General features: G+C 59.6%; 11 protein-coding genes and 1 tRNA gene. 8 read left to right on the top strand and 4 right to left on the bottom strand.

The features are described 5' to 3' along the window. Window positions 1-2: 2 nt before the first annotated feature. The 4 genes from AB8C10_RS04445 (at window position 3) to AB8C10_RS04430 (ending at window position 5,115) form a co-directional block, all read left to right on the top strand. Window positions 3-1,022, top strand: a complete 1,020-nt coding sequence (locus AB8C10_RS04445; protein ID WP_368867012.1) for a metallophosphoesterase — start codon at window positions 3-5, stop codon at window positions 1,020-1,022. Continuing rightward, on the top strand, window positions 1,022-3,076 hold the full coding sequence (locus AB8C10_RS04440) for an ABC transporter ATP-binding protein (RefSeq protein WP_368866972.1): 2,055 nt from the start codon (window positions 1,022-1,024) through the stop codon (window positions 3,074-3,076). Before AB8C10_RS04445 ends, AB8C10_RS04440 begins: the two co-directional genes overlap by 1 nt. After that, entirely contained in the window at window positions 3,076-4,932 is a 1,857-nt protein-coding gene (locus AB8C10_RS04435; RefSeq protein WP_368866971.1) for an ABC transporter ATP-binding protein, read from the top strand. Before AB8C10_RS04440 ends, AB8C10_RS04435 begins: the two co-directional genes overlap by 1 nt. A 109-nt stretch (window positions 4,933-5,041) precedes the next feature. Next, a tRNA-Pro gene (locus tag AB8C10_RS04430) sits at window positions 5,042-5,115 on the top strand. A 164-nt stretch (window positions 5,116-5,279) separates the two neighbouring features. Here the strand turns inward: AB8C10_RS04430 and AB8C10_RS04425 are convergent. Further along, complete coding sequence (locus AB8C10_RS04425; RefSeq protein ID WP_368866970.1) at window positions 5,280-6,413, bottom strand: hypothetical protein; 1,134 nt, start codon at window positions 6,411-6,413, stop codon at window positions 5,280-5,282. Between the two features lie 374 nt (window positions 6,414-6,787). Between AB8C10_RS04425 and AB8C10_RS04420 the strand changes: the two genes are divergently transcribed. Next, the gene (locus tag AB8C10_RS04420) at window positions 6,788-8,347 is read left to right on the top strand and encodes a cation:proton antiporter (RefSeq protein ID WP_294626185.1); all 1,560 of its coding nucleotides are present in this window, start codon (window positions 6,788-6,790) and stop codon (window positions 8,345-8,347) included. A 641-nt stretch (window positions 8,348-8,988) separates the two neighbouring features. Further along, a complete protein-coding gene (locus AB8C10_RS04415) occupies window positions 8,989-10,548 on the top strand; it encodes a molybdopterin-dependent oxidoreductase (protein WP_005504634.1) in 1,560 nt (519 codons plus the stop codon). Window positions 10,549-10,764: 216 nt separating this feature from the next. Here AB8C10_RS04415 and AB8C10_RS04410 read toward each other — a convergent pair whose 3' ends face one another. From AB8C10_RS04410 to AB8C10_RS04400, 3 genes are read right to left on the bottom strand one after another with little or no spacing between them, the layout of a single operon-like run. Continuing rightward, window positions 10,765-11,409, bottom strand: coding sequence for a LutC/YkgG family protein (locus AB8C10_RS04410; RefSeq protein WP_070691147.1), 645 nt, complete (start codon window positions 11,407-11,409; stop codon window positions 10,765-10,767). Then, entirely contained in the window at window positions 11,409-13,037 is a 1,629-nt protein-coding gene (locus AB8C10_RS04405; protein ID WP_368866969.1) for a LutB/LldF family L-lactate oxidation iron-sulfur protein, read from the bottom strand. Before AB8C10_RS04405 ends, AB8C10_RS04410 begins: the two co-directional genes overlap by 1 nt. 16 nt (window positions 13,038-13,053) lie before the next feature. Continuing rightward, window positions 13,054-13,848 (bottom strand): (Fe-S)-binding protein, encoded by a 795-nt coding sequence (locus AB8C10_RS04400; RefSeq protein WP_368866968.1) that lies wholly within the window; start codon window positions 13,846-13,848, stop codon window positions 13,054-13,056. 844 nt (window positions 13,849-14,692) lie between these two features. Between AB8C10_RS04400 and AB8C10_RS04395 the strand changes: the two genes are divergently transcribed. After that, on the top strand, window positions 14,693-16,366 hold the full coding sequence (locus AB8C10_RS04395; RefSeq protein ID WP_314909694.1) for an L-lactate permease: 1,674 nt from the start codon (window positions 14,693-14,695) through the stop codon (window positions 16,364-16,366). A gap of 223 nt (window positions 16,367-16,589) precedes the next feature. Next, window positions 16,590-17,453 (top strand): FadR/GntR family transcriptional regulator, encoded by an 864-nt coding sequence (locus AB8C10_RS04390; RefSeq protein WP_060824322.1) that lies wholly within the window; start codon window positions 16,590-16,592, stop codon window positions 17,451-17,453. Window positions 17,454-17,584: the final 131 nt, after the last annotated feature.

Genomic DNA, 17,584 nt, shown 5'->3' with positions numbered 1-17,584 from the left:
TGATGTGTGAAAACGCAGTCAACGCCCGCGTCCCCGTGGCGGTCCCCGGCGCACGCGGCTCCTCCCCGCTCCTGAAGAAGGTTGCGGGGGCGGTAGCCGCCACTGCAGCCTTGGGGGCCGCCACGGCGGCGTATGGGCACTTTATTGAGCTGAATAATTTTCAGCTCCGCACCGAGTCCCTGCCGGTGCTGCCCGCCGGGAGCCCCGACTTTAGGATTCTGCATATTTCGGATATGCACATGATTCCGGGCCAGCAGAAGAAGATTGATTTCATGCACTCGCTGGCTGCCCTGGAGCCGGATTTGGTGATGAACACGGGCGATAACCTCTCCCATGTGGACGGTATGGGTCCGCTGTTGGAGGCGCTCGACCCGCTCATGGATTTCCCCGGCGTGTTTGTGCCCGGTTCGAACTGCTATTTCGCGCCCGTCTTCAAGAACCCGGCACGCTACCTGTGGCAGCCGCGCACCCCGCAGATGATTGAGGAAGGCTCGCGTGTAGCCCTGCCCATTGAGCGGATGCACGACGCCTTTGAGTCGCGCGGCTGGACGGGTCTCATCAACCGCTACGACACTCTGAACTTTAAGGGTCTGCGCTTGGAGTTCTCCGGTGTGGATGACCCGCACCTGCGCTACGATGAGCACCCCGGTTTCGCTCCCGGCGCCTTCGATGAGGGGGACGAGCCGAGCGTCCGTATTGGCGTGGCGCACGCCCCCTACATGCGTACCCTGCACCGCTTCGTGCAGGACGGTGCGCAGGCTATTTTTGCCGGTCATACGCACGGCGGTCAGGTCTGTCTGCCCGGCGGTCACGCCCTGGTCAGTAACTGCGATTTGCCGCCTTCGCGTGCGAAGGGTGTCAGCGAGCAGTCCGGTATTCCGGTTCAGGTTTCTGCCGGTTTGGGTACCTCTCGGTTTGCTCCGGTGCGTCTGTTCTGCCCGCCGGAGGCGATCCTGGTGACCCTCACGGTTCGCGATAAGGAGCAACCTACCGCCGCCGCTTCGGCGGGTGGTCGCCGCTAATGTCTGAGGCTTCTACAGCACGCACGGCTAAGCGCCGCCGCAACCCCTTCTTGGAGACCGCGAGCGAGCCGACCCCCGAGCCTATCGACTACGCGCACGGTCAACGTGCCCCGCGCACCCTCGCCGCCTATGCGCGTCCAATTCGTGTGCGCTGGGGTGTGGGTCTGCTCGTGGCGTTCGGCGCCGGTGCCCTCGAGATTGCCATCCCGCAGGTACTGCAGATTATTGTGGATCATCTCTCGCAGAGCACCACCGAGAGCGCCATCTGGATTGCCGGTGGCTTGGTGCTTCTGCTGGGCATTGCGCACGCTTCCTTCATGTATTGGAGGCGCTGGCTGATTGTGGACCCGACCTCCACGATTGAGCTGTCCATGCGCATGAACTTCTTTGACCGGTTGCTTAGCGCCCCGCTTTCTCTGCTGGACCGCTGGCCCTCCGGTCAGCTGCTAACCCGCTCCATGAGCGATTTGGGCACGATTCGCCGCTGGTTGTCCTTCGGTATTGTGCAGTTGCTGACTGTTGCGGTGATGTTCCTGGTCGGTGGCTTCTTCATGCTGCGTTCTTCGCCAACCCTGGCGCTGGTATTCGTGGTGACGGTGCCGATTCTGGTGCTGTCGCTGGTGAACTTTACCCGCAAGTACTACCGTGCCTCGCATGAGATTCAGCAGATGACGGGCGATCTTTCCACCCGTATTGAGGAGTCGGTGCGCGGTATCCGCGTGATTAAGGCGCTGGGCCGCTCCCCCGAGCAGATTCAGGAATATTCCGAGTCCGTGGATGCCCTGCAGGTACGCGAGTACGGCAGGTCGATGCTGGTGGCTCGCGTTGCCCTGTATCAGGGTCTGATTGTGGGTGTCTCCACGGCGGTGGCGCTGGCTGTGGGCGCTTCGCAGGTTGCGGCGGGCACCCTGAGCTTGGGCGCGATGACCGCCTACTTTGCGGTGCAGACAACCGTGCTCAGCCACGTGACGCGCTCGACCGCGCTGATGTCTGCCTATTTGAGCTATAAGGTGGCGCTCGAACGCCACAATGAGGTCATGGACGAGCCCGGTTTTGAGGCCGTGCCGCTGGTTCGTGGCTCCGCGGCTATGTCTGAGCCCGAGCATCCGCAGGGTGCTTCTGATTCGTCAACAGTAGCTGGAGTGTCTGCCGAGGGCGGCTCCGGGAAGGAAACTATGCAGTACCCCAGCGGTGGCGCAGTATCTGTCACTTTCGATCACATTCAGTTCAGCTACGACGCTGCCGACGCGTCTGCAACTCTTCCGGCTGAGGTTGCCGGCGCAGGCTCTGATGTTGAGGCAAACTCTGAGGTGAAGGCACCCGAGGTGTCCGTGCTGAAGGACGTGAACTTCAAGGTATTCCCCGGCGAGATTCTGGCGCTGGTTGGTGCAACCGGTAGCGGCAAGTCGACCGTGCTGTCGCTGGTTCCTCGTTTCTACGAGCCGACCTCCGGTTCCCTGCGTTTCGGTACCCGCGATACCGCCGATATGTCCGTTGAGGAGGTACGCGCCCAGACTGCGTTCGTCTTTGAGGAGGCGGTGCTCTTCTCCGGTACGGTCCGGGAGAACGTGCTGATGGGCGTTGCCGAGCAGTACGAGAACGGCACCGAGGACGAGGACTACCCGAGCCAGGAAGATCTGGAGGCGACCCTGAACACCGCGCTACAGCTGGCTGCGTGCGATTTCGTGGCGGAGCTTCCGGATGGTCTGGATACCCGCATCGGCGAGGAAGGTCTGAGCCTTTCGGGTGGTCAGCGTCAGCGTCTGTCGTTGGCGCGCGCCCTAGCAAAGCGCCCCTCCGTTCTACTGCTGGATGACCCGTTCTCGGCGCTGGACGTGAACACCGAGGAGCGTATTATCACCGGCCTGCGTGAAGGTCTGGAGGGTCTGGGCGGTGCCACTACCCTGCTGACGGCGCATCGCCCCTCCACGGTGGCTCTGGCTGACCGCGTGCTGCTGATGGTTGACGGTGCCGTGGTGGCTGAGGGTACTCACGCTGAGCTGATGGATTCTTCGGAACAGTACCGCCAGCTGATGACGATGGAGGAGGGCTAATGGCCCATCATCGTCCGGCGGAGCCGCGGGAGCAGATGAGCCCGCAGGAGCGCGCGGAAACCCGCGAACGTTCGATGGCTCTGCTGCGTCAGATGTTGCGCCCGCATCGTGGGGCGTTGGCGCTGTCGATTATTTCGGTGCTTTTGGTGTCGGGGTCTTCGGCGATTGCGCCGATTCTGATTGCCCGCGTCCTGGATAGTTCGATTGAGCCGCTCAAGCAGGGTGATGCTTCTGTCCTGCTGACCCTGCTGGTGTTTTTTGTGGCGGCTACGGCGGTGACCGCGATTTTCTCGTGGGTTAACGTGGCGTACACGGTGCGCGTGTCGCTGGGTGTGGTGGTGTACCTGCGTAAGCGGGTGTTCCGTCACGCGCAGTCGCTGAGTGTGTCGTTCCATGAGCGTTACACCTCGGGCAAGGTTATTTCGCGTCTGACCAGCGATATTGATACGGTCCGTAGCTTCTTGGACAGCGGCATTAACCAGCTGGCGATTACCTTGCTGTCCATGGTGATTTCTGCGGTCGCTATTTTCCTGCTGGATTGGCGTATTGGCTTGTTCATGCTGGTCATGGGCGTGCCGATTTACTTCTTGACGCGCTGGTTCCAGAAGACGGCGGTGCCGGTTTTCCGCACGATGCGTACCGAGTCTGCGCATCTGACGAGCCGTTTTGTGGAGACTTTTACGGGTATCCGCGCGGTGAAGGCTTTTGGTGCGGAGGCGCAGATGCGCGTCGAGTACGCGCAGGCGTCGGAGCGTTACCGCCTTGCGGTGATGGATTCGATTAAGATTTTCGGCATCTATTCGCCCGTGCTGATGCTTTTGGGCAATGTGTTTATTGCCGGTGCGCTGGTGCTGGGTGGTTACGCGGTGCTGGGCGGCACCATGCAGATCGGTACCCTGCTGGCGCTGGTGATTTACGCGAACCGTGTGTTTGAGCCGGTCATGCAGCTCTCTGAGTTCTACAACATGTTCCAGTCGGCGATGTCCGCGTTGGAGAAGCTGTCGTCGTTCTTGGCTGAGGAGCCGGAGGTTGCTGAGCCGGAGCATCCGCATGAACGCGCGGTGGAGTCTGCTAACGGTACCGCTGAGGGCGGCAAGGTTCAGGGTGCTCTGGTTGAGCTGGATTCGGCGGTCTTCGGTTACACGTCGGATCGTCACGCGCTGAAGGAGACGACCCTGCACATTGAGCCGGGTACGACCGTGGCGCTGGTGGGTGCTACGGGTGCCGGTAAGTCGACTATCGCTAAGCTGGTGGCTCGTTTTTACGATGTTTCCTCCGGTCAGGTGCGTATTGATGGCGTGGATGTTCGCCAGCTGGCGGACGTGCAGCTACGCCGTGAGGTGCTCATGCTGACTCAGGAGGTGTTCCTGTTCTCCGCGTCGATTCTGGAGAATATCCGCATGGGTAACCCGCAGGCAACCGATGAGCAGGTCAAGGCTGCTGCAAAGGCGGTGGGCGCTGATGCGTTCATTGAGCGTCTGCGTGAGGGCTACGATTCGCGTCTAGGTCGCGGCGGCATTACCCTGTCGGCGGGTCAGCGTCAGCTGGTGTCCTTTGCTCGCGTATTCTTGGCGAACCCGCGGGTGCTGATTCTGGATGAGGCGACGGCTTCGCTGGATATTCCGAGTGAGCGCGCGGTGCAGGCTGCGCTGCGCACCGTGTTGGCGGGGCGTACGGCGCTGGTGATTGCGCATCGCCTCTCGACGGTTTTGGGTGCTGATCGCGTGCTGGTGATTCATGAGGGCTCCGTGGTGGAGGACGGCTCCCCGCAGCAGCTGATTGCTTCCGGCGGTCGTTTTGCGGCGATGTATGCTTCCTGGGATGAGCTGAATCAGGTTCAGGAGACTGACGCTTAGGCGCCTTTGAGTCGCCCCAATATCCGGCGGCGTGCCGCTGTGTTGCGTTCTGAATTTTTTTGGGTTATCCTAGGTGAGTTGCCTACGGTATTCGCTGATAGGTCAACATCGGGATGTGGCGCAGCTTGGTAGCGCGCGTCGTTCGGGACGACGAGGTCGCAGGTTCAAATCCTGTCATCCCGACAACTAGCCCCGGTCCGCTGGACCGGGGCTTTGTCGTACCCGCAGTATTTTTGTCGCAGTATTTCTGCCACAGTATTTTTGGTGCAGATCTGAATGTATAAAAGCGACCCCCTACCCGTGCAGAAACGCAGGTAAGGGGTCGCTTGTACGTTGTACGGCCGTGTTTAGCCGCGCCCGGAGATGAGGGCGAGAATCGCCTCCAGGGGGCCGCGTCCGGCTACGGAGCGTGCCATGCGCGACCAGAGGGTGCAGAAGCCCAGGGCGATGACGGCGCCGAGCAGCAGGAATGCGCTCCAGTACACGGCGGTGCCCCAGCCTCCGGTTGCCACGTAGTGCTCGCCGACGGTGAATGCCTTGATGGTGGGGCCGGCGTAGATGATGATTCCGCTCAGCACGATGGAGGCGCTCAGCGACATCTGGCCCAGGCGCGCAACGGGGGTGAGCATTCCCGCCTGCGCGGAGAGCAGGCGCGCGCATTCAGCCCAGAAGTAGAGGGTTGCCGCCAGGTTCAGGGTCAGCAGCACCTGCGGGCTGTTGAGGAAGCCCAGCTCCGTGTAGGGGTTGAAGGTGCGGTACACGGCGAGCGCCAGTACGGCGAGTACGACGGGGATTGCGAGCTTTGCCTGCAGGTTGTCGTAGAGGCGTACGAGCACGATGCCCAGGCACATGACCCAGATGAGCTGGGCGCTTTGGGCGTGGTTGACTCCGTGGCTCGCCAGGAAGGGCAACTGAACGGCGGTCCACTGGTCAGCCTGGGCGGCTACGTCCATGAGCAGGGTGTAGGTCCAGGTGATAAAGGGGCTGGTGAGCACCGCAAGCGCTGCGACTGCCCAGAGGGGCAGGTGCACGACGAATAGGGTCAGCAGGGTGAGTAGTGCCAGGTGCACGAGCATGTCGAAGGGCAGAGAATAGCTGAAGCCCTGTGCCGGTACGGTGACGCCCGGTTGCGGCAGGTAGGTGATGCCCTGCATGAGCGCCACGCCGAGCAGAAGTAGCGCGAGGAATCGCACGATGGTTCCGGCGAAGAGCTGCGGGAAGTTTGCGGTGCGAGCGTAACGCCAAGCGGCTGCACCCAGGATTGCGGCGAAGAGCGGCTCTGCCGGTACGAGGGTCTGCGGGATCCAGAACGTCCAGGACACCGGGATCAGTTGCAGCCAGTATCCGAAGGGGATGAGCAGGCTGAGCACGGCGAAGGCGCGGGCGAGGTCGAGCCCGAGGTCGCGTCGGGTGCCTCCGAGGGAGGCGGCGCGTGCCCCGCTGCTGACGGTGGGGATAGGTTGAGTGCGCCCTGCTGCCATGTCCTCACTCCTTGTAGTGCCGTGTTTGAGAGTCTGTGCGCCCTGCCAGGGTGTGTGCCCTGCTAGGGGATGTGCGTTGCCAGGGTATTGCCTACCCGGTGGTGTGTGCCGGATGCGCTGGCATAGGTGTTAAGTGTAACGGTGGAAGCTGTGTCTGCTCGGGTGGTGGCGCGGAGGTTTTGCTCTCATACCGTGTCTCTGTCGGCTGCTGGCTGGAGCTTCTTGCCCTGTTGGTGATGTTCAAGTGTTGTTGCACGAGGTTAGGTGTGTACCATTGGTACGTTCTTAAAGGTGGGGCAATCCCGCGGGAGCATGATTTCGCTCCTTTTACTGTCCCAAACGCGCCCCACCTGCACACACCACGTTGAGGTTTTATGTTTTCGACTTTTTCCCCGCTTTTCTTGACGGATTTGGGGGCGTCTGGTGCTCTTCTTGCTTCGGGTACGACTCTGTCGGAAGGGTCGAGCCACGATAGCGGCCAGTTTGTGTCCATTTTCTGGATTACGTTGGTTGCGTTGCTGTCGCCGATTCTTTCGCGGCTGACGGGCAAGAAGATCCCTGATGTGGTTTTCCTGCTCATTTTTGGTCTGCTGATTGGCCCGAATATGCTCAACCTTGCCAGCAGTGAGGGCGGTATCCCGCTGCTGAAGGAGCTGGGCTTGGGTATGCTCTTTTTGATTGCGGGCTTTGAGATTAACGTGTCGTCGTTGCGTAGCCGTCAGGGTTATAGCGCTATTGCCACGTGGGTGGTGTGCTTTGCTCTGGGCATGACGGGTGCGGCGGTTATTACGTCGTTCTCGCATGAGCTGAATACGTATATTGCGGTGGGCGTGGCGTTGAGTTCCACGGCCTTGGGCACGCTATTGCCGATGTTGAAGTCTCACGGTGCTGCCGGTACGCCGGTGGGTAATGCGGTGCTGGTGCACGGTGCGGTGGGTGAGCTTCTGCCGATTTTCGCTATTTCGCTGCTGCTGTCTTCGCGTTCGCCGGGCATGGCGATCGTGGTGTTGCTGGCGTTTATGGTGGTGGCGGTGATTGTGGCGTTGATTCCGCATCGTCTGTTTGCGCATGTGCCGGGTCTGCGTCAGATTATGGCTGCGGAGGCGAATACGACCGGTCAGACGGTTCTGCGTCTTGCGATGTTCCTGCTGGCGACCTTGATCATGTGCACTGCCCTCTTTGATTTGGATGCGGTGCTCGGTGCCTTTGCGGCGGGCCTGATTTTGCGTACCCTGACCCCTCCAGCGGCTTTGCATATGATGACTCGCCGCCTTGAGGTGGTTGGTTTTACGTTCATGATTCCGCTGTTCTTCGTGGTCAGCGGTATGGGCATTGATGTCTCTGCTGTGGTGGCTAAGCCTTTGGGTCTGCTTGCCGTGGTGGTGGGTATTCTGCTGTGCCGCGGCGTTCCGGTTCTTTTGGCGGAGCATTTCTTCGATACCCGTTCGGGGTTGACTACTCGCGCGCAGAAGGCGCAGTTGGCGTTGTATTCGGCTGCGGGTCTGCCGATTATTGTGGCGGTGACAGAGGTTGCGACCAGTTCGGATCTTTTGGAGGAGTCCACGGCGTCGCTGCTGGTTGCCGGCGGCGCGCTGACGGTTCTGTTGTTCCCGCTATGGGCGTTGGGTATTCGTCAGGCGTTTGGTTCTGGTCAGCCGATTCAGCAGGAGCCGAGCCGTAAGGAGCAGATGAATGCGTTGAAGGCTCAGCGTAATGCGCAGGCGAAGCTTGCCACAGGCATGATTCCGGTGGTTCGTTTGAAGTCCCAGCCTGGCTCCGAGCCCCAGCTTGATTCTGAGACCCAGCCCGAATCTGAGTCCCCGGCTGATGCTCAGCCCGGTTCTGCCGAGGCTACGGGCGCTTCCGCTGGTTCTAGCGTTGCGTCTCGAGCAGCCTCTCGGGCTGAGGCAAAGAAGCGTAGCAAAGAAGCGTAAGGGTTCTGCGGAGAATACGGGTTCTGCAGAGATCTAGCAGCGGCTACGGTTGCGGTTCGACATTTCAAGATCGGGTACGAACCGGTTTGAGCGGGTACCCCGCTTACAGTCACCCCAACCTTATGTGGGATTGAATTTATAAAACCACACAATACCAGGCAGCTAAAGCCCTGCAAACCAACATGCATCCCACATATAGGATCAAAACCCACCGCATCCCCTCCTGAGGCTGCTGTGGGTTTTTTGCGCCCGAAAGACCCTATAAACCGCGGAAAGATAAGAATCTTCCTTAAATTCGGATTTTTTATGCAAATATTACAGAACATGACGTGTCTTAGCTTTCACGACTGACACTTTGTCCTATAAAATTGAAAGCGGACAGGGAATTTCCCTAAAACACACATAAACCAACATACATACACAGAGTCGCTTCCGCCCCAGCGGGAGCTGGAGCACCTCCCCTCTCACACACGGGAGGCGCCCCTTTCGGGAGTATCCGTGACGATACCCCCGGCGGCTCCCAACCACGGAGGAGGATCATATGGGTCAGAAAGGTAATTATTTCTAACCTCACATCTCAAAGGCCTCGCACTGAATCCTAAAGATTGTCTGCACACACAGTCATTTCCGAAGGAAATATCATGCACCAACTACTCCTCACCGCGAGCACTGGTGGCGTAGAGCTGGACTTCCCGGCCTGGCTCCGAATTACGCACTTTATCAACTTCATTATGATGGGCTTCCTGATTCGTTCAGGTTGGGAAGTTCTCGCCTCTCACCCCCGCCTGTACTGGAACAACCACTGCACCCCGGGTTCTGAGTGGATTAAGTTCACCAAGGACAAGGTCCCTACCACCCCCGGCGCATTTACTGCGCGCGATGACCAGCGCACCCTGTCTCCCCTGATTTCTCTGCCCGGTAAAGCCCAGATTGGTCTGGGCCGCGCATGGCACGCGCTGGTGACCGTCATCTGGATTGTTAACGGTCTGGTATATGTCTCCCTGCTGTTCCTGACCGGTCAGTGGCGCCGCATCGTCCCGACCAGCTGGGACATCATCCCGCAGGCGTGGGAATCCATCCAGATTTACGCTGGCTTCCAGATTCCCTCGATTGAGCACTTCCAGCCGTACGACGCTCTGCAGCAGATCATGTACTTCACCGTGGTGTTCATCGTGGCACCGCTGATGATTGCAACCGGCCCGATTATGAGCCCGGCATTCTGCGGCCGCTTCCCCGGCTACGTGCGCCTCTTCCGTAACCGCCAGACCGCACGTTCCATCCACTTCCTGGGCATGGCGTTCTACTGCGTCTTCACCGTCATTCACGTGGCGCTGGTGTTCGTGGTTCACCCCCAGTACAACATCGCCCACATGATGCTGAACAAGCCCTACAACGAGGTGGACGCAGCACAGTTCGCTCAGGCAGTCACCATGCTCATTGGCGGCATTGTCTTCGCTGTGGCTCTGTGGATTTTCGCTTCGTACTGGTCCCTGCGCGACCTGCGATTCACCCAGACCTTCATTTGGGGTCTGACCCAGCCGATTCGTAACGTCCTGCTGGACCGTATCACCTCCCGTCAGGTGCAGAAGAAGACCTTCACCGATGCCGACATCTCGCCCTTCCACTGGGTTAACACTCGCCCGCCGACAGAGCGTGAGAGCACCGAGTGGAACCGCCTGAAGGAGCACGAGTTCGTTGACTACCGCCTGGAGCTGGGCGGCCTGGTGAAGGAATCCAAGTCCCTGAGCATTGACGAGCTCAAGCAGCTGGGCAAGGAAGTCAACATCACCATGCACACCTGCATGCAGGGTTGGACCGGCATCGCCAAGTGGGAGGGCGTGCGCCTGCGCGACGTTCTCGCACTGGTCGAGAAGACCGACGAGGCACGCTACGTTATGGTGACCTCCTTCGGCCACGTGGGCCACACCTACGACGGCCGCCCGACCGAACCCTACTACGAGTGCCTGGACATCTCCATGGCAATGGAAGATGAGACCATCCTGGCGTGGGGCATGAACGACAAGCCCCTGCCGGATGTGTACGGTGGCCCGCTCCGTCTGCGTGCGGACTCCATGCACGGCTACAAGATGGTCAAGTGGGTTCAGAAGATCGAGTGGATCAAGGACTACCACGATGTTGGCGATGGCCAGGGCGGTAGCCGCGAGGACTCCGGTCTGCAGCACTTCGACGCACGCGCCTAAGCACCTTTACGGGGCGCTACGACGCTAACCGTCGATACACCACCCTATAAAGCACAGAACGGTGGCGGGAAACATGGGCCCGCCACCGTTCGCTTATCTTCTCCGCCGCTTTCTACTGCTCTGAAAGATGCAGAAGCCAAGAGGGCATAAAGAAACCGCCCGGGAGCCTTAGCTCTCGGGCGGTTTCTTTAGAGGTTTGCCTTCTGGCGCTTTACCTTAGGCGTCGTAGATGATGACGTCCAGGGTACGGGGGCCGTGCACGCCCTCCACGCGGATCAGCTCGATATCACTGGTTGCCGACGGACCGGAAATCATGGTCACGGGGCGGGTGTAGGTGATACGCTCGATCGACTCGGGAACCAGCTCCACGACGGTGGAACGGGGCACCACGCAGATGTGGTGGTCGGGCACCAGGCTGATGGCGCGGCGACCCTCATCGGGGTTGGTGTTCAAGAAGATCGTGCCGGTCTCTGCGCAGGAGACGGTCGAACCGGTCACCACAGCGTCAACTGCGTCCAGTTCCTTCAGGGTCAGGCAGCCGGGCTTGAGGGTGCTACCGGAGTCGGTGACGCGCTTGCGGTCAGCGGTGTCAGCCGGCAGCCACTCCATGTTCAGGCCCTCGGGAACCACGTAGGTGGACTTTTCACCCAGGCGTTCTGCGATGACCTCGGAGATGTTCTCCTTGTTCGCGTGGAACACATTTGCCTTGTAGTCAATGAGGCGGTCGACGAGCATCTCAATGGTCTGCTCTTCGTTCAGCTCGCTGACGCGGCGGTAGTTACGTACGGGCTCGGGGGCGACGGGTGCGTCAGCCAGGGACGAGCGGATACGTGCGAGGATATCTTCCTTAGCAGAGGACATTAGTTGTTCTCCTTAGCTTCGCGGGCTTCCTGAGCAGCCTTAGCGTTTGCAGCCGCTTCAGCTGCCTTACCCTTGTTAGCCTCGATGAGGGCCTGAATGTCAACGCGCTGTGCGTTATCGCGTGCCGGAGCCTGACCCTTCTCCTTCTTCCACCAGTTGCGGAAGGATTCCTTGGGGGGCTCGGGGATGTCGCGGTAAGCGGTCCAGCCGCCGACGATACCGGGAACAGCGGTGATCTTGTGCTTGCGGCCGGTAATGAGGCGGGACATGGGCAGACCACGCTCTGCAATGGACATCATCTTGCCGGAGGTGAAGAGCTTCTTCGCACCGAGCATCATGCCGTCCATCTGCGAGAAGGGAGCCTTCTTGTTGCCCTCGAACTCGCGGACAGCGTGCTGGGACTCAACATCCTTAGCGCGCAGATGCACGAGGACCTCGGGGAAGTTAATCTTCACGGGGCAGACCTCGTAGCATGCGCCACAGAGGGAGGATGCGTACGGCAGGGAGTTGTTCTCTGCAGCCTCGATACCGGAGAGCTGCGGGGACAGAATCGCGCCGATGGGGCCCGGGTAGGTGGAGCCGTAGGCGTGACCGCCTGCGCGCTCGTATACGGGGCACACGTTCATGCAAGCGGAGCAGCGGATGCAACGCAGTGCCTGGCGGCCCAGCTCGTCGGACAGAACGGCGGTACGGCCGTTGTCGATGAGGATGACGTGCATGTTCTGCGGGCCGTCACCGGGGGTCACACCGGTCCACATGGAGGTGTAGGGGTTCATGCGCTCACCGGTGGAGGAGCGGGGCAGTAGCTGCAGGAATGCCTCGTAGTCCTGGAAGGTGGGCAGAATCTTCTCAATACCCATGAAGGTAATGAGGGTGTCGGGCAGGGTCAGGCACATACGGCCGTTACCTTCGGACTCCACGATGGTCAGGGTACCGGTCTCAGCAATACCGAAGTTGGTGCCGGAGACTGCCACGGTGGTGTTCAGGAACTTGTTACGCAGACGGTTACGCGATGCCTCTGCCAGTTCTGCCGGCTCATCGGTGATGTCCGGGTTAATACCCTCAATTTCGCGCAGGAAGATGTCGCGGATTTCGCGGCGGTTGCGGTGAATTGCGGGCACCAGAATGTGGGAGGGGCGGTCGTGGCCGAGCTGGACGATTTCTTCCGCGAGGTCGGTCTCAATAGCGTTGATGCCGTTTTCCTCGAGGAATTCGTTCAGGCCGGTCTCTGCGGTTGCCATGGACTTAATCTTGATGATTTCGTCCACGCCCTGCTCGCGGATCAGGTCCAAAGCAATCTGGTTTGCCTCGGTGGCGTTGCGTGCCCAGTGCACGTGGCCGCCTGCGGCAGTGAAGTTACGCTCGAACTGTTCGAGTAGCTCGGGCAGGTTCGCCAGAACGTAGTTCTTGACGGACTCACCGGTGTTACGCAGGTCCTGCCAGTCGGGCACCTCAGCGGTGACCTTGGCGCGCTTGTTACGGATCGCGTGGGTCACGAAGCGCAGGTTGGAGCGCAGCTGCTCGTTCTTGAGCTCTTCCTTCGCGTACTTGGGGAAGGGGGTTTCTTCGAAAATGTTGCCCTCGCCGTAGTGAACGACCTTGGGCATACCAAGCTGAATAGCGGTCATGAGGTCTTATCTTTCCTTAGCCGATCGAGAGCTCGAGGTGCTCGGCATCAATCTTGAGCGGGTTTTCCTTGGTGGACGCGAGGATCTCAGCGAAGTGGATGGTCTTCACGTCGGAGCCGCGGCGGGAGAGTGCGCCACCGATGTTCATCAGGCAGGAGCAGTCGCCGCCGGTGCAGACGGAAGCACCGGTTGCTTCAACGTTGTCTGCCTTGTCGTTGACCATTGCGCCGGAGACGTCAGCGTTCTTGAAGGAGAAGGTACCGCCGAAGCCGCAACACTGGTCCATACCCTCGATCTGGGTGTACTTGATACCCTCAACGGTGCGGACCAGGTCCTGCTGGCGGGTGCCCAGGCCGAGCATGCGCATACCGTGGCAGGAGCTGTGGTAGGTGACGTGCTCGGGGAAGTAGGAGCCGAGCTGCTCAGCAGCGTTGGTGATGCCGAGAATGTCGATCAGCAGCTGGGAGAGCTCGAAGGTGCGGGAAGCAATCTGCTCTGCCTTCAGAGCCAGTGCCTCGTCGCCGCGGCTACGTGCGACCATTGCCTGCTGGTGACGCAGGGAGCCGACGCAGGAGCCGGAGGGCGCAACAGCAACGTCCCAGTCCCAGGAGTCGAATGCCTCGACGTGGTTCTTGATGACTTCGTAGCCGTCATCGAAGTAACCGGAGTTGACGTGCATCTGGGAGCAGCAGGTCTGGTTCGGGGGGAAGACAACCTCGTGGCCCAGGCGCTCAAGAATTTCGACGGTGGCGCGTGCTACGCGGGGGTACATGCCGTCAACGATGCACGTGGAGAAGAGTGCAATGCGCATGACTTGTCCGTCCTTTCCTCTGTGTTCAGAGTTTCTCGGTCTCACCGCCTGCGTCTGGGGCAGGCGGGGCACAGTCCGAATAAGTTCGGTCTTCCAAAGAGGCGACTCAGCTGTATTGAGTCGGGGAAGCTGGGCCGGAGAGCTCCGGCTGAATGTGCGCGCCCCAAGTGGAGGTGGGATGCGGTGGGATCAGAAACCGTGGTGATGTCTTTTATCTTCCTTGCCATTTAACACCGTTGTGCGGCTTTTCTCTAGTCGAAATAGCACATACTTTCCTTGTTAAATAACGGGTTAGGTCACCCTGACCTTAAGGTACACTTCCCTACCTTTCGGTACATATGACCTCATCTAGTTTTTACCCCCGCTCCACCCCCTATACCTCTTTATTTATTGAACGTTTATCAAACGCACATCTTTGGTGGCTAAACCCCCTAGAAATCCGCCGTTCTGAAGATTTTATGATTGTTTTGTGGGGTGACTCCTCTTTAACGCAACATTCTTTTCAAGAATGTGCCCACTATTGAAGGTTCCCTAACGGATAAAGCAACCACTCATACACCCAATTCATTACGCCTTCAGAAATATTCGAGTTTCAGAAGCTGGCATTAACTGTCAGGGCCGCAATATTTCGGTAAATTCACGGGCAACAGGCACGCCAAGTGCCCCTAAGGCTCAAAAATGAGTCAGGTCACTTTTGGTGAAATGCTGCACTATCCGGTACTCTTCTAAACATGCGATCAATGGTCTGACCACATCCCCATGCAGGGAACAATGACCCGTTCCCCAGCGGGATTATCTATGGTCTGACCACACACAAAACACACCCTGAACCAAAGGAGTTCCAGTGGAAACTTATACCGCTGTAACCAATGCAGTGGGAGGTAGCCTCGGCCTCAGCGCACTCGTGGCAACCATTCCCCTCCTCACCTTCTTTGTGATGCTACTGGGCGTTAAGGCACGCGCTCACTGGTCCGCACTCGTGGCACTGGCAGCATCCATCCTCGTAGCAGTCCTGGGCTTCCACATGCCCGCTGATCTCGCCGGTCTGAGCGCCGTCCGCGGTGGCATCTACGGCCTGGTCATCTGCTGGGTTATCCTCGGTGCAATCTGGTTCTACCAGCTCACCGTTCTCTCCGGCCGCTTTGAAGACCTGCGCCGCGTCTTCGACCGCCTCGGCGGCGGCGACCTGCGCATCCAGGCTATCCTCATCGCATTCTGCTTCGGCGGTCTGCTCGAGGCACTGGCTGGCTTCGGCGCTCCCGTTGCAATTACCGCAACCATGATTCTCGCCCTGGGCGTTAAGCCCCTCAAGGCTGCTATTACCGTTCTGATCGCTAACACCGCACCCGTGGCATTCGGCGCAGTTGCTGTCCCGATCACCACCGCAGCTGACGTTGGCGGCAAGGACCCACACGTTATCGCAACCATCGTTGGTCACCAGGCTCCGTTCCTGGCAATGCTCGTTCCCCTCATCCTGCTCGTCATCCTCGACGGCATGCAGGGCCTGAAGGACGCATGGCTGCCCGCACTGATCATCGGTGTCTCCTTCGCAATTGCACAGTGGGTCACCGCTGCTACCCCCGCATACAACCTGACCGACGTTGTTGCTTGCATCGTCTCCATGGGTGTTGCTGTTGTCTTCCTGCAGTTCTGGAAGCCGCGCGGCGTCGCAGGCGTTCGTGAACGCTACGGCCTGCCCGCACAGGCTGAAGAGAAGGAAGCTCTGCCCGCCGTTCGCGTCTGGATGGCACTGCTGCCCTACGTCATCGTCGTTGCAATCTTCGGTGTTGCTAACCTGCACGCTGGCCTGAAGGCATGGCTGAAGAGCTTCGTCATCAAGATTGATATCCAGGCTCTGAGCTCCCGCCTCGTCACCGCTGACGGCAAGCCCGTCAAGGACGCTGTCTACAACTTCGCGTGGATGTCCAACCCCGGCACCCTGCTGATCATCTCCGGTCTGGTTGTTGCGGTCGTCTACTTCTTCTTCAACGAGAAGGGCCGCTACGCCTTCAAGTTCCCGGCAATCTTCACCGAGTTCGGTTCCGTTGTCTACCGCATGCGTTGGTCCATCCTGACCATTGCTTCGGTTCTGGCACTGGCATACGTCATGAACTTCTCCGGTCAGACCATTGCTATGGGTACCTTCCTGGCAGGCCTGGGCACCGTCTACGCGTTCCTCGCACCGGCTCTGGGCTGGATCGGTACCGCTGTGACCGGTTCGGACACCAGTGCGAACGCACTGTTCGCCAAGCTGCAGGTGTCTGCTGCTGAGAACCTGCAGCACGCAGGTATCCACGGCGCAACCCCCGAGCTCATGCTGGCTGCTAACACCACCGGTGGTGTGGTCGGTAAGATGATCTCCCCGCAGTCGCTGGCTATTGCTGCTACCTCCGTGGACATGGAAGGCAAGGAATCCGACATCCTCAAGGCTGTCCTCCCCTGGTCCTTCGCTATGCTCCTGTTCGTCTGCGTCCTGGTCTTCCTGCAGACCAACGTTCTGTCCTTCATGATTCCCTAATCTGAGGCTCACCCCTTAGAGAGTTCTTGAGGTGAAAGCCTCAAGGGCCGTAGGACATTCGCCCCGGTATTTTCCGGTGGCCACGGCGGGGCGGCGAACCTTCTCGGTTCTGCCGCCCCGCTTTTTATGCCCCCTTATGACTCGACAGGTTGCCCCGATAGTTCTCGGGAACATGCTGAGTCGAGACTTCTTTTCGTTATCCGCCTCGTTATCAGGAGAGAGTATGCCTCGTTCTTTTGACGACACCCAGCCTGCAGAGGCGCCCCCTGTAGTTGAGCGTCAGCCGATTCTGGCGGACCGCAGCTACAGCATCATTCTGGAGACCTTTGAGCGGCGTCTGCGTCTGGGTGAGTTGCGTGTGGGCGATAAGCTCCCCTCCGAGCGTGAGCTGGCGGCACGGCACGGTATTTCCCGCCCCTCGGTCCGTGAGGGGTTGAGGGTTCTGAACGCGCTGGGTCTGATTCGTTCCAGCACCGGTTCGGGACCGAAGTCGGGCGCGATTATCATTTCGGAGCCGTCGGATGCACTCAGCTGGGCGCTGCGCATGCACATTGCGACCCGTAGCCTGCCGGTGAAGGACGTTGTCTCAACCCGCCTGCTACTGGAGGGCCCTGCGGCACGTGCGGCAGCTGCCGCGCCGGATACTCCGGAGCGTGCGGCAGCGCTGGAGCGTGCGCGTGTGCATCTGGCGGAGATGGATGAGCAGATCAGCGATGAGCGTTTCCATTTCTGCGATACGCGTTTTCACTATGAGCTGTCGAAGCTCGGCGGCAATATTGTGCTTGATACGGTGATTGACTCTCTGCACATGGCGACGATGAGTTATGTGCAGGAGGCGGTTCCTTTCCTGAAGGATTGGGAGGCGGTCAAGCGCACGTTGCAGCAGCAGCATTACGGCATTATTGAGGCGATTTCCTCTCACGATGAGCAGGCGGCCTATGAGCGGGTGTGCGATCACATTACGTGGTTTTATTCGCTGTCTGACCGTGCTGCGGAGGAGCGGGCGCGGCAGCATCCGGCGCGGGATATTCTGCACGAGGATTTGTGCCACGAGAACGTACATGACGAAGACGTTCACGCCGGCTAGGCTTCGTCCCTCAATCGCATAAACCCACATAGCTAAAGGGCGGTGCCCCGGAAGAATGACCTTCCGGGGCACCGCCCTTTAACTTATAAGCCCTTTTACATGCATTCTTATAGGTGCCATACGTCATAAAT

This window comes from Rothia mucilaginosa (assembly GCF_964210535.1).
GTDB lineage: Bacteria > Actinomycetota > Actinomycetes > Actinomycetales > Micrococcaceae > Rothia > Rothia mucilaginosa_F.
The sequence above is the reverse complement of the archived record's forward strand: the minus strand, read 5'-3'. Positions and strand labels throughout refer to the sequence as shown.

Coding starts and splice junctions, on each gene's coding strand:
- AB8C10_RS04445 (WP_368867012.1), top strand. CDS start 3: ATGTGTGAAAACGCAGTCAACGCCCGCGTCCCCGTGGCGGTCCCCGGC.
- AB8C10_RS04440 (WP_368866972.1), top strand. CDS start 1,022: ATGTCTGAGGCTTCTACAGCACGCACGGCTAAGCGCCGCCGCAACCCC.
- AB8C10_RS04435 (WP_368866971.1), top strand. CDS start 3,076: ATGGCCCATCATCGTCCGGCGGAGCCGCGGGAGCAGATGAGCCCGCAG.
- AB8C10_RS04425 (WP_368866970.1), bottom strand. CDS start 6,413: ATGGCAGCAGGGCGCACTCAACCTATCCCCACCGTCAGCAGCGGGGCA.
- AB8C10_RS04420 (WP_294626185.1), top strand. CDS start 6,788: ATGTTTTCGACTTTTTCCCCGCTTTTCTTGACGGATTTGGGGGCGTCT.
- AB8C10_RS04415 (WP_005504634.1), top strand. CDS start 8,989: ATGCACCAACTACTCCTCACCGCGAGCACTGGTGGCGTAGAGCTGGAC.
- AB8C10_RS04410 (WP_070691147.1), bottom strand. CDS start 11,409: ATGTCCTCTGCTAAGGAAGATATCCTCGCACGTATCCGCTCGTCCCTG.
- AB8C10_RS04405 (WP_368866969.1), bottom strand. CDS start 13,037: ATGACCGCTATTCAGCTTGGTATGCCCAAGGTCGTTCACTACGGCGAG.
- AB8C10_RS04400 (WP_368866968.1), bottom strand. CDS start 13,848: ATGCGCATTGCACTCTTCTCCACGTGCATCGTTGACGGCATGTACCCC.
- AB8C10_RS04390 (WP_060824322.1), top strand. CDS start 16,590: ATGCCTCGTTCTTTTGACGACACCCAGCCTGCAGAGGCGCCCCCTGTA.